Source organism: Nocardioides ginkgobilobae (genome assembly GCF_054781275.1).
Map to the genome: position 1 here is coordinate 210044 of NZ_BAAGUS010000006.1, position 11336 is coordinate 221379.

The 11336-nt window shown below is 70.9% G+C and carries 10 protein-coding genes and 1 tRNA gene; 7 read left to right on the top strand and 4 right to left on the bottom strand.

The features are described 5' to 3' along the window. Positions 1-2 precede the first annotated feature (2 nt). Entirely contained in the window at positions 3-911 is a 909-nt protein-coding gene (gene rarD, locus ACYVID_RS08435) for an EamA family transporter RarD (RefSeq protein ID WP_460736268.1), read from the bottom strand. Positions 912-1000: 89 nt separating this feature from the next. Here rarD and ACYVID_RS08440 point away from each other — a divergent pair, with 89 nt between their 5' ends. Then, entirely contained in the window at positions 1001-1414 is a 414-nt protein-coding gene (locus ACYVID_RS08440) for a hypothetical protein (protein ID WP_460736269.1), read from the top strand. An 86-nt stretch (positions 1415-1500) separates the two neighbouring features. Here ACYVID_RS08440 and ACYVID_RS08445 read toward each other — a convergent pair whose 3' ends face one another. Together ACYVID_RS08445 and ACYVID_RS08450 are read right to left on the bottom strand one after the other, a co-directional pair. Then, the gene (locus ACYVID_RS08445; RefSeq protein ID WP_460736281.1) at positions 1501-2595 is read right to left on the bottom strand and encodes a 2-oxoacid:ferredoxin oxidoreductase subunit beta; all 1095 of its coding nucleotides are present in this window, start codon (positions 2593-2595) and stop codon (positions 1501-1503) included. A gap of 14 nt (positions 2596-2609) precedes the next feature. Then, the gene (locus ACYVID_RS08450) at positions 2610-4562 is read right to left on the bottom strand and encodes a 2-oxoacid:acceptor oxidoreductase subunit alpha (RefSeq protein ID WP_460736270.1); all 1953 of its coding nucleotides are present in this window, start codon (positions 4560-4562) and stop codon (positions 2610-2612) included. Positions 4563-4880: 318 nt separating this feature from the next. Here ACYVID_RS08450 and ACYVID_RS08455 point away from each other — a divergent pair, with 318 nt between their 5' ends. From ACYVID_RS08455 to ACYVID_RS08475, 5 genes are all read left to right on the top strand, one after another. Further along, positions 4881-5969: a sulfate ABC transporter substrate-binding protein gene (locus ACYVID_RS08455; RefSeq protein ID WP_460736271.1), complete on the top strand. Its 1089-nt coding sequence runs from the start codon at positions 4881-4883 to the stop codon at positions 5967-5969. Positions 5970-6023: 54 nt separating this feature from the next. Further along, positions 6024-6875 (top strand): sulfate ABC transporter permease subunit CysT, encoded by an 852-nt coding sequence (gene cysT / locus ACYVID_RS08460; protein WP_460736272.1) that lies wholly within the window; start codon positions 6024-6026, stop codon positions 6873-6875. Further along, complete coding sequence (locus ACYVID_RS08465) at positions 6868-7692, top strand: sulfate ABC transporter permease (RefSeq protein ID WP_460736273.1); 825 nt, start codon at positions 6868-6870, stop codon at positions 7690-7692. Before cysT ends, ACYVID_RS08465 begins: the two co-directional genes overlap by 8 nt. 32 nt (positions 7693-7724) lie before the next feature. After that, entirely contained in the window at positions 7725-8759 is a 1035-nt protein-coding gene (locus tag ACYVID_RS08470; RefSeq protein ID WP_460736274.1) for a sulfate/molybdate ABC transporter ATP-binding protein, read from the top strand. Positions 8760-9369: 610 nt separating this feature from the next. Continuing rightward, positions 9370-10242 carry a helix-turn-helix transcriptional regulator gene (locus ACYVID_RS08475; RefSeq protein WP_300641607.1) on the top strand — a complete coding sequence of 291 codons (873 nt, stop codon included), beginning with the start codon at positions 9370-9372 and terminating at the stop codon, positions 10240-10242. Here the strand turns inward: ACYVID_RS08475 and ACYVID_RS08480 are convergent. Next, positions 10233-10724, bottom strand: a complete 492-nt coding sequence (locus ACYVID_RS08480; RefSeq protein ID WP_300641605.1) for a YajQ family cyclic di-GMP-binding protein — start codon at positions 10722-10724, stop codon at positions 10233-10235. The genes ACYVID_RS08475 and ACYVID_RS08480 overlap by 10 nt on opposite strands. A 113-nt stretch (positions 10725-10837) precedes the next feature. Between ACYVID_RS08480 and ACYVID_RS08485 the strand changes: the two genes are divergently transcribed. Further along, positions 10838-10919 (top strand) — tRNA-Tyr (locus tag ACYVID_RS08485). Positions 10920-11336 lie beyond the last annotated feature (417 nt).

The following is an 11336-nucleotide window of genomic DNA, read 5'->3' on the forward strand; positions in this document are numbered from 1 at the left end:
CCTCACACCGCGGACGCCTCGGCGGCCAGGGCGAGCTGGCGGCGCCGGTGGGTCAGGGCCTCGGCGGTGAAGACGACCAGGGCGATCCACACCAGGACGAAACCGACCCAGCGGGCAGCCGGCATCTCCTCGCGGAACCACAGGACCCCGAGCAGGAACTGCAGGACCGGCGCGAGGTACTGCAGCAGCCCGATGGTCGAGAGCGGGACCCGCGTGGCCGCGGCGCCGAAGCAGATGAGCGGCACCGCGGTGACGATGCCGGTCGTGTGGAAGGGCAGGGCGTGGCCCAGCCCGTGCCGGCCGGCCTCGGCGGTGCCGGTCAGTCCGATGACCAGCAGGAAGGCCAGGGCCAGCGGGGCCAGCACCGCCGTCTCGACGGCGAGCGACTCGACCGCGCCGACCGAGGCGGTCTTCTTGGCCAGGCCGTAGCAGGCGAAGGACAGGGCCAGGACGATCGCGACCCAGGGCGGGCGCCCGTAGGCGACGGCCAGCACCACCACGGCGACGGCAGCCACCGCCAGGGCCACCCACTGCAGCGGCCGCAGGCGCTCCTTGAGCACCACGACGCCCATGAGCACGGTCACCAGCGGGTTGATGAAGTAGCCCAGCGCCGTCTCGACCACGCGGTCGCTGGTCACGCCGTAGAGGTAGGCGCCCCAGTTGACGCTGATCGCCACGGCGGCCAGGCACAGCAGCACCATGGTGCGCCGGTCACGCAGCACCGCGCCCAGGGTCGAGCGCAGGCGCAGCAGGAGCACGAGGACCCCGACGGTGAGCGTGGACCACACGACCCGGTGCGCCAGCATCTCCAACGACCCGGCCGGCTCCAGGAGCGGGAAGTAGAGGGGGAAGAGCCCCCACATGAGGTACGCCGCCGCGCCCAGCGCCACGCCTCGTCCCACGTCGTTCACCACCGGAGCATAAGAGGCCTGTTTGGCTCGGGGAGCAGCGGGGCAGAGACGCTCCGACGGTAAAGACCCCCACCCCCCAGGGAGACCCCATGCGGACCATGCACCGCTTCCTCGCCACCCTCACCGCGCTGCTGCTCGGCCTCGGCCTGGTCGTCGCGACCGGCCCTGCCGCCAGTGCCGAGCAGGTCGAGCGCCAGATCACCATCAATCCCTCGGAGCCCAAGCCCAACAAGTTCGTCATCAAGGGGAAGATCTCCCCCAGCACCGGCAAGCGGGTGAATGCCGTCATCGAGCGCAAGCTCTGCAAGCAGGACAAGGAGTGCGGCGCGAAGTGGAGCACGTGGAAGAAGATCAGGACCAGCCCGAAGGGTCGCTACTCCGAGCGCATCCTGGGTCCGGGCAAGGGCTACAAGCGTGCTTACTACCGCGTTGCCACGAAGGAGAACGACAAGTTCTTCGCCGCGGTCTCCGACGAGGTCTTCATCTACAAGATCGTCTTCTGAGCCGGGGTCGCTGACCCGGCTACCCACGCACGAGGGCCCCACCATGTCGTCATGGTGGGGCCCTCTGGCGTGTGGGTGAGCGGACCTCAGACGACCGTCCAGGTGTCGCCGCCACCGATCAGGGCGGCGAGCCGCTCGGCGGGGGCCGCGGCGCCGGCCTCCTCGACCGCACCACGGGCGGTCGCGAGCTGGGCGCGGGCCTCGTCGTCGTACGTCGACCGCTCCACCTGGCGGAAGATGCCGATCGGCGACTGGTTGAGGTAGCCGGAGTCGGTGAGCCGGCTGATCGCGAACGCCGTCGTCGGGTCGGGGTGGTGCGCGTCGTGGACCAGGATCGCCTCCGCGCCGACCTCGGCCACCTCGACGACCTCCACGCCACCGGAGGCCGAGCGGACCAGGCCGCGCGAGCCCAGGCCGTCCTCGGCCGGGGCGCCGAAGCGGATCGGCTGGCCGTGCTCGAGCGGGATGATCGCGTCGGCCTTGGTGTCGGGGCTCTTGATCGCGTCGAACGCGCCGTCGTTGAAGATCGGGCAGTTCTGGTAGATCTCGACCAGCGAGGTGCCGCGGTGCGCGGCGGCCGCGGCGAGCACCGAGGTGAGGTGCTTGCGGTCGGAGTCGATCGTGCGGGCCACGAAGGTGCCCTCGGCGCCGAGGGCGAGCGAGACCGGGTTGAACGGGTGGTCCACCGAGCCCATCGGGGTCGACTTGGTGATCTTGCCGGACTCCGAGGTGGGGGAGTACTGGCCCTTGGTCAGGCCGTAGATCCGGTTGTTGAACAGCAGGATCGTCATGTTGACGTTGCGGCGCAGCGCGTGGATCAGGTGGTTGCCGCCGATCGACAGCGCGTCGCCGTCACCGGTCACGACCCACACCGACAGGTCCTCGCGCGCGGTCGCCAGACCGGTGGCGATCGACGGCGCACGCCCGTGGATGGAGTGCATGCCGTAGGTGTCGAGGTAGTAGGGGAACCGGCTGGAGCAGCCGATGCCCGAGACGAACACGATGTTCTCGCGGCGCAGCCCCAGGTCGGGCAGGAAGCCCTGGACCGCCTTGAGCACGGCGTAGTCGCCGCAGCCGGGGCACCAGCGGACCTCCTGGTCGCTGGAGAAGTCCTTCCCGGTCTGGGTCTGGCCCTCCTCGAGCGTCGGCACGCCCTCGATGCCGGAGCGGAACGTCGGCATGTTGAGTTCGATGGTCACTGGTGGACCTCCTGGCTGGTCGCGACGGACAGGTCGAGCTGGTCGGCGGGGATGCCCTCGGCCTCGGCGACGAGGTGGCCGATCGCCTCGGCGAGCTCGGCGGCCTTGATGGGCATGCCGTTGACCTGGTTGTAGCCGAGGGCGTCGACGAGGTACTTCCCGCGCAGCAGCAGCGAGAGCTGGCCGAGATTCATCTCGGGCACCAGCACCTTGTCGTAGCGCCCCAGGACCTCGCCGAGGTCCTTCGGGAAGGGGTTGAGGTGGCGCAGGTGGACCTGCGCGACGTCGAAGCCGGCGCGGCGCACCCGGCGGCACGCGGCACCGATCGGGCCGTACGTCGAGCCCCAGCCGATCACCAGCACCTTCGCCTGGCCGGACGGGTCGTCGACCTCCAGCGGCGGGAGCGAGTCGGCGATCCGGTCGATCTTGGCCTGGCGCGTGCGGACCATGAAGTCGTGGTTGGCCGGGTCGTAGGAGATGTTGCCGGTGATGTCGGCCTTCTCCAGGCCGCCGATGCGGTGCTCGAGCCCGGCGACGCCCGGGGGAGCCCACGGGCGGGCCAGCGTCTCGGGGTCGCGGCGGTAGGGCTCGAAGGTCAGTGAACCGTCGGCGGCCTCGTTGATGTAGGGCTGGTCGGCGTCGGCCGTCGCGAACGCCGGGTCGATGACCGGCAGCTCGGCGACCTCGGGGATCCGCCACGGCTCGGAACCGTTGGCGAGGTAGCCGTCGGAGAGCAGGAAGACGGGGGTGCGGTAGGTAACCGCGATCCGGGTCGCCTCGACCGCGGCGTCGAAGCAGTCGCCGGGCGACTGCGGGGCGACGACGGGCACGGGGGCCTCGCCGTTGCGACCGAACATCGCCTGCAGCAGGTCGGCCTGCTCGGTCTTGGTCGGCAGGCCGGTGGAGGGACCGCCGCGCTGCACGTCGACGATGACCAGCGGCAGCTCGGTCATCACCGCAAGGCCGATCGACTCCGACTTCAGCGCGACGCCCGGGCCGGAGGTCGAGGTGACGCCGAGCGCGCCGCCGAAGGAGGCGCCGATGGCCGCGCCGATGCCCGCGATCTCGTCCTCGGCCTGGAAGGTCGTGACGCCGAAGCCCTTGTGCTTGCTGAGCTCGTGGAGGATGTCGGAGGCGGGGGTGATCGGGTAGGTGCCGAGGAAGACCGGCAGGCCGGACTGCACGCCGCCGGCGACCAGGCCCCACGCGAGCGCGAGGTTGCCGGTGATGTTGCGGTAGGTGCCCGGCGACATCGCGGCGGGCTTGACCTCGTAGCGCACCACGAAGGTCTCGGTGGTCTCGCCGAAGTTCCAGCCGGCCTTGAAGGCGGTGATGTTGGCGTCGCGGATGGCGGGGACCTTGGCGAAGCGCCGGGCCAGGAACGCCTCGGTGGTGTCGGTCGGGCGGCCGTACATCCACGACAGCAGGCCGAGGGCGAACATGTTCTTGGCGCGGGCCGCGTCCTTGCGCGACAGCCCGAACTCCTTGACCGCCTCGACGGTCATGCCGGTCAGGTCGAGGGTGTGCACGGCGTAGTCGGCCAGCGGGCCGGCGGTGTCGCCGATCGCGTCGAGCGGGTTCTCGGCGTACCCGGCCTTGTCGAGGTTGCGCTTGGTGAAGTCGTGGGTGTCCACGATGATCGTCGCGCCCTTGGGCAGGTCGGCGAGGTTGGCCTTGAGCGCCGCCGGGTTCATCGCGACCAGCACGTCGGGGGCGTCGCCCGGGGTGAGGATGTCGTGGTCGGCGAAGTGCACCTGGAACGACGAGACGCCCGGGATGGTCCCCTGGGGGGCGCGGATCTCGGCCGGGAAGTTGGGCAGCGTCACCAGGTCGTTGCCGAATGCGGCCGACTCCTGCGTGAAGCGGTCGCCGGTGAGCTGCATGCCGTCGCCGGAGTCCCCGGCGAACCGGATGATGACCCGGTCGAGCTGCTTGACCTGCTTGGACACGGTGCGCCCACTCCTTCGCGAGCACGGGGTGGCCGCGCTCGTACGCCGATGCTTAGAACGTGTTCTAGTTTCGCACGGATCCTGCCGATCGGTCAGGTGTCCGATCGGCGTCCCCGGACGCCTTCGCCACTGTAGACGCGCCCCGTGCGCGTCAAGAGCGCGTCCGCGCTCCGGTCGAGCCCACCGGCGTGATCCTCGACACGCCGGGAGGGTCTGGCTTGACGTCTTCTGATGTAAATGGACTAATTCACTCGACATTGACCGGAAATGTCCGGCCCCCCCACGCAAGGCCCGATCCCGGGCTGGAAGAGAGTCACCATGACGACACCCCGTCGGCGCCGCCTGCGCGCCGCCGCCGTCCTGCTCCCGCTGTCCCTCGCCCTCGCGGCCTGCGGTGGTGACAGCGACGCGGCCGACGACGCCAACACCATCAACATCGTCGGTTTCGCCGTCCCCGAGATCGCGAACAAGGCGATCGCGGACGAGTTCACCGCCACGCCCGAGGGCGAGGGCGTGGAGTTCAACACCTCCTACGGCGCCTCCGGCGACCAGAGCCGTGCCGTCGCCGAGGGCCTCGAGGCCGACTACGTGCACCTGTCGGTCGCGACCGACGTGGCCCGCCTGGTCGACGCCGGCCTGGTCGACGAGGCCTGGGACGACGGGGAGAACAAGGGGATCGTCTCCACCTCGATCGTGGTCCTGGGTGTGCGCGAGGGCAACCCGTTGGACATCCAGGGCTGGGACGACCTGGTCAAGCCCGGCGTGGGCATCGTCACGGCCAACCCGGCCTCGTCGGGCGCTGCCCGGTGGAACGCGCTCGCGGCCTGGGGCCACATCACCGAGAACGGCGGCACCGAGGAGGAGGCCACCGAGTTCGTCGACCAGGTCTTCGCCAACGTCGTGTCGCTGACCAACTCCGGTCGCGACGCCACCACCAGCTTCCTGCAGGGCAACGGCGACGTGCTCCTGGCCTACGAGAACGAGGCCATCCTGGCCAACCAGCAGGGCGAGCGCTTCGACTACGTCATCCCCGAGACCACGGTGCTGATCGAGAACCCCGGCGCGATCCCCGAGGACGCCAGCGAGCCCTCCCAGGCGTGGCTGGACTTCGTGCTGAGCGAGGAGGGCCAGCGCCAGTTCGCCCTGACCGGCTTCCGCCCGCTCAACCTCGACGAGCCCGGCACCGCCGACCTCGCCGCGGTGGGCCTGGAGGCCTCCGACATCGAGGGTGCTGCCGACCCCGAGGACCCGTTCCCCGCCGTGCAGAACCTGCTCACCCTCGACGGCAACTTCGGTGGCGGTGACTGGAGCGGCATCGTGGACAAGCTCTTCGGCACCGGCGAGGACGGCCAGTCGCTCGGCATCGTCACCGAGGCGATCGCCAAGTCCGGCAAGGCCACCGAGTAGTCCCGGCCCCACCCCGATCCCCGACGTGCCACGAGAGAAGACAGGGAGGCTGACATGAGCGTGCAGCTCGAGCCCCGACCACCGAGCCTGACGGTCGGCCCGGCCCCACGACGGCGTACGCCCAGCCACAACCTCACCCGCACGTCGGGGATCGGGCTGACCATGGCCTGGTTCAGCCTGCTGGTCCTCATCCCGCTCGCCGCTGTCGTCGCCACGGCGGCGGCGGGCGGTCCGGACGGCTTCTGGCGGGCCGTCACCAACGAACAGACCGCCGCCGCCATCCGGATCACGGTCCTCGCGGCCTTCTCGGTGACCCTGGTCAACGTCGTGATGGGCACGATGATCGCCTGGGTGCTGGTGCGCGACCGGTTCCCGGGCAAGGCCCTGCTGGAGATGGTCATCGACATCCCCTTCGCGCTGCCGACGATCGTGGCCGGGCTGGTGCTGCTCTCGCTCTACGGCAACGAGAGCCCGCTGGGGCTGCAGCTGGCCAACAGCGGCTGGTCGGTCTACCTCGCCTTCCTCTTCGTCACCCTGCCCTTCGTCGTCCGCATGGTGCAGCCGGTGCTCGAGGAGCTGGACCAGGAGGTCGAGGAGGCCGCCGCGTCCCTGGGTGCCAGCCGGCTGACGACCTTCCGCCGGATCGTCCTCCCCGCGCTGGCCCCCGCCATCGCGGCGGGCGCCGCGCTGTCCTTCGCCCGGGCCGTCGGCGAGTACGGCTCGCTCGTGCTGCTCTCGGGCAACCTGCCCTTCGAGTCCGAGGTGACCTCGGTGCGGATCCTCAGCGCCATCGAGAACGACAACCGGGGCACGGCCGCAGCCATCGCCACCCTGCTGCTGGTGATCTCGCTGCTCGTGATCATCGTCCTCGACGTCGTCCAGCGACGGGTGGCCCGCCGTGGCTGAGCGCACCCGTCCCGCCCCCGGCCCCACGGCGTACGTCCTGCGGCTGCTGGTCGTCACCTACCTGGTGCTGCTGGTCATCTGGCCGGTCTCGCTGGTGGTGACCAACACCTTCGCCCACGGCGACGAGGCCCTGCGCAGCATCCTCGAGGACCCCGACCTGGTCGACGCGCTCCGGCTGACCGCGCTCGCCGCGGTCGTCGCCACCGCCATCAACACCGTCTTCGGCGTCACCGTCTCGCTGCTGCTGGTGCGCACGGTCTTCCCCGGCAAGCGGATCCTCAGCGCCCTGCTGGACCTGCCGCTCTCGGTCTCCCCGATCGTGGTGGGCCTCGCGCTCGTGCTGGTCTACGGCGGTCGCAACGGCTGGTTCGGCCCCACGCTGGAGGGCGCCGGCCTGCAGGTCATCTTCTCGACGCCGGGGATCATCATGGCGACCGCGTTCGTCTCCCTCCCGCTGGTCATCCGCGAGGTGGTGCCGGTGCTCCAGGAGCTCGGCGACGAGCAGGAGCAGGCCGCGCGCAGCCTGGGGGCGAGCGGGACGCAGACGTTCTGGCGGATCACGCTGCCCAGCATCAAGTGGGCCGTGGTCTACGGCGTCGTGCTGACCCTGGCGCGCTCCCTCGGCGAGTTCGGCGCCGTGAAGGTCGTCTCCGGCAACGTCCTGGGCGAGACCCGCACCGCGACCCTCGCGGTCGAGGAGAAGTACCTCAACTTCGACCAGGACGGCGCCTACGCGATCGCCTTCCTCCTCGCCAGCGTCTCCGTCCTCGCGATCGTCGTCGTCTCCCTGCTCCGCTCGCGCGAAGCCCACCGCTGACACCCCTCGGCCCTGTTGAAAGGCACCACCTCATGAGCATCGACATCACCGGCGTCTCCAAGCGGTACGGCGACTTCGTGGCCCTCGAGGGCATCGACCTGAGCCTCCCGCGCGGTCAGCTGACCGCCCTGCTGGGTCCCAGCGGTGGCGGCAAGACCACCCTGCTGCGCATCATCGCCGGCCTCGAGACGCCCGACACCGGCTCGGTCGTGATCGAGGGCAAGGACGCCACGCGGCTCCCGGTCCAGAAGCGCAACGTCGGGTTCGTCTTCCAGCACTACGCCGCCTTCAAGCACCTCTCGGTGGCGCGCAACGTCGCCTTCGGCCTCGAGATCCGCACGCACGGGGGGCTCCGCCCCCCGTGGACCCCCGAGAAGCGTGCTGGCCGGGAGCGGATCCAGGCCAAGGTCGAGGAGCTCCTCGCCCTCGTGCACCTCAGCCAGTTCGCCGACCGGCTGCCCTCGCAGCTCTCCGGAGGTCAGCGCCAGCGGATGGCACTGGCCCGGGCCCTGGCCATCGAGCCCACGGTCCTGCTGCTCGACGAGCCCTTCGGCGCGCTGGACGCCAAGGTGCGTAAGGAGCTGCGGGACTGGCTGCGCCGCCTGCACGACGAGGTGCACGTGACGACCGTCTTCGTGACCCACGACCAGGAGGAGGCCCTGGAGGTCGCCGACGAGATCGTCGTGGTCAACCAGGGCCGGATCGAGCAGGTCGGCACGCCCGACCAGCTCTACGACGACCCGGCCAACGACTTCGTCATGGGCTTCCTCGGCGAGACCACGACCCTCGGAGGGGTGGTGCTGCGGCCCCACGACATCGAGGTCGACCGCGGCCCCGGCCGGGCCGGGGCGCAGGAGGCGGTCGTCGTGCGCGTGCTGCGGGTCGGCTTCGAGGTGCGGGTCAGCGCCGAGACCACGGCGGGGGAGCAGGTGACGGTCTCGATGACGCGCACCCACGCCAAGGCCCTGCACGTCGACGAGGGCGCGACCCTCTGGCTCTGCCCCGCCGTGGGTGCGGCCACGGTGCCGTCGATGCCGTTCCGGCTGCGCGACGGTGTGGTGGCCTGAGTCGGGGCCGGTCGACGTGGACCGCGTGCGGACGCTGCTGGCCCTCGACGCCCACGAGCGGGGCGTGCTGGCGGGGTGGCTGCACGTGCTCGTCGGGCTGGTGGTCCGGGCCTCCTGAGCGGCGTACGACGCCGCTCGCAGCGTGCGGGTGCCGGTGCCGGGCGACATTCCGGGGGCGCCGCCGACCGTTGGGGGGCAATGGTCGACGGCGCCGCGCGATCCCAGGGGCTGGGTGCGCAGACCCTGGGTGTCTCGATGCTCGCCGCGGACCGCCCCGGCGCGCTAGGCGCAGAACGAACCGGTCGACCCACGGGGCGAAGCGCGGCACCACCCTTTGGTGGACGCGGTCGTCGGCGATCGGGCCTACCCTCCGAGACATGGCCCAGCGCTCCGTCCCCGTGATCGCAGCCAGGGCGTGATGGGCAGCGGGTCCCCGGCGGGCGCGCTCCCCCAGGGCTGGGAACCCGACAGGCACCGTGCGTACCCGGGGCTGCTCGGTGCGGACCCCGTGCTCCTCGATGCGTGCGACTGGGTGGCGAACCCCCTGCCGAGGGGAGACCGTCCGCCGCACCCTGCGCGGCTCGTGGTGGCGGCCGGGACGCCGGGGGTCGTGCGGTCCGCACGGGTCGAGGTGCCCGGCGAGACCGACGTCCACGTGCCGGGCAGCCGGGACGTCGTGGTCCTCTCGTTACTCGGCGGCGTCGTCGACCCCATCGACCCCAGCGACTCCGACGCTCGTCGGGTCGGTGCCGGGGACGTGCTGCTCGCCAACCACCCTGACGTCCCCGCCGACCTGCGGTGGCAGGTGCGCGATGCTTCCCTGCTCGCCGTGCGCCTGCCGGCCTCCCTGGTCGCCGACGTGATGGGCCGGCGCGACGACGCTTCCCGCCGGCCCCCGCGCTTCACCTCGTGCACGGCCCACGGGGGCCTGGGGCCTCGGTGGTGGCACGCGGCGTCGGCGGTCCACGCGCTGCTGGCCGAGCTCGGCGACGCCGGGTCGCAACTGGTCGTCGCGCCGGCCGCGCGGATGCTGGCCGCTACGGCGTTGGCCTGCTTCCCCAACGACGCCGTGCAGGTCGTCCCCCGCGAGCCCTCGCGAGCAGGAAGCGCCACGGTGCGCCGCGCCGTGTCCTACATCGAGTCGCACCCCGACGTCGACCTGACCACGCAGCAGGTGGCCGACGCCGCCTTCGTCACCCCGCGGGCCCTCCAGATGGCCTTCCGTCGCCAGCTCGACACCACGCCCACGGCGTACCTGCGCGGGGTGCGCCTCGCCCAGGCCGACGACGAGCTGCGGAGCGCCGAGCCGGGCGACGGCCGCAGCGTCACCTCGATCGCCCACCGGTGGGGCTTCACCAGCTCCAGCTTCAGCCGCCACTACCGCGCGGCTTACGGGCGAGCGCCGAGCGAGGTGCTGCGCACGACGGTCATCGTCCCGGTCCCGGTCCCGCGGGGCGTCGAGGTGGACGCGCCTCAGCGGTAGTTGGTGAACTGCACCGCGAAGTCGTAGTCCTGCTCCTTCACCAGCCGCTGGACGGCCTGGAGGTCGTCACGCTTCTTGCTGGAGATGCGCAGCTCGTCGCCCTGGATCTGCGCCTTCACGCCCTTGGGGCCCTCGTCGCGGATCAGCTTGGAGATCTTCTTGGCGTCCTCGGAGGAGATGCCCTCCTTGAGCGCGATGTCGATCTTGGACTGCTGGCCGGACTGGCGCGGCTCGGAGGCGTCGAGGACCTTGAGCGAGACGTTGCGCTTGATGAGCTTCTCCTTGAAGACGTCGAGCACCGCGCTGGCCCGGTCGTCGGCGGAGGCGCTGATCTCGATCGCGTGCTCGCCCTTCCACTCGATGGTGGCACCGGTGCCCTTGAAGTCGAAGCGCGTCGCGACCTCGCGGGCGGCCTGGCCGAGCGCGTTGTCGACCTCCTGGCGGTCGAGCTTGCTGACGATGTCGAAGGAGGAGTCGGCCACGGTGGTCTCCTGTGCTCGGTGCGGAAGGGCGGCGGATTGAGGTCGCCCCGGGGGGCTGCGCTATTGTTTCCTCCCGTTGCCGCGGGGCCAAACGGCGCCGTACGCGACATCCCGGCAGGTTGCCCGAGCGGCCAATGGGAGCGGACTGTAAATCCGTCGGCTTTGCCTTCGAAGGTTCGAATCCTTCACCTGCCACAGCACCACAAAGAGCCCCTGACCAGCAGCGATGCTGGTCAGGGGCTCTTCGGTGTCTGTCCGGCTCTGTCCGGCCGGGTCCGGCTGTCAACGGCTGGCCGCGACAAATACGCGACAAAGTTTGTCGCCAGGCTTCCCGGTTTAGTCCTTCCTGAGGAGCTTCAGTGCTTGCTGCTCGCCACCGTCGACACACCCGGCGTAGACGTCCAGCAGCACTCGGACGCTGTGTCCCGCCCAACTTGCGACCTGCGTTGGCGGAACCCCTGCGTTCAGCCACCAGGTGAGTCGCGTGTCGGCGGCCGCGAGAAACTGCCCGGAGACGGCCACGAAGCTGCCCGCTGGCGGTCATGAGAACTGCCCACTGACGGCCATGGGATCTGCCCGACACGACGTCGTCTGCCTTGCCGCGGTCCGCGG

Coding starts and splice junctions, on each gene's coding strand:
- ACYVID_RS08445 (WP_460736281.1), bottom strand. CDS start 2,595: ATGCCGACGTTCCGCTCCGGCATCGAGGGCGTGCCGACGCTCGAGGAG.
- ACYVID_RS08470 (WP_460736274.1), top strand. CDS start 7,725: ATGAGCATCGACATCACCGGCGTCTCCAAGCGGTACGGCGACTTCGTG.
- cysT (WP_460736272.1), top strand. CDS start 6,024: ATGAGCGTGCAGCTCGAGCCCCGACCACCGAGCCTGACGGTCGGCCCG.
- ACYVID_RS08455 (WP_460736271.1), top strand. CDS start 4,881: ATGACGACACCCCGTCGGCGCCGCCTGCGCGCCGCCGCCGTCCTGCTC.
- ACYVID_RS08440 (WP_460736269.1), top strand. CDS start 1,001: ATGCGGACCATGCACCGCTTCCTCGCCACCCTCACCGCGCTGCTGCTC.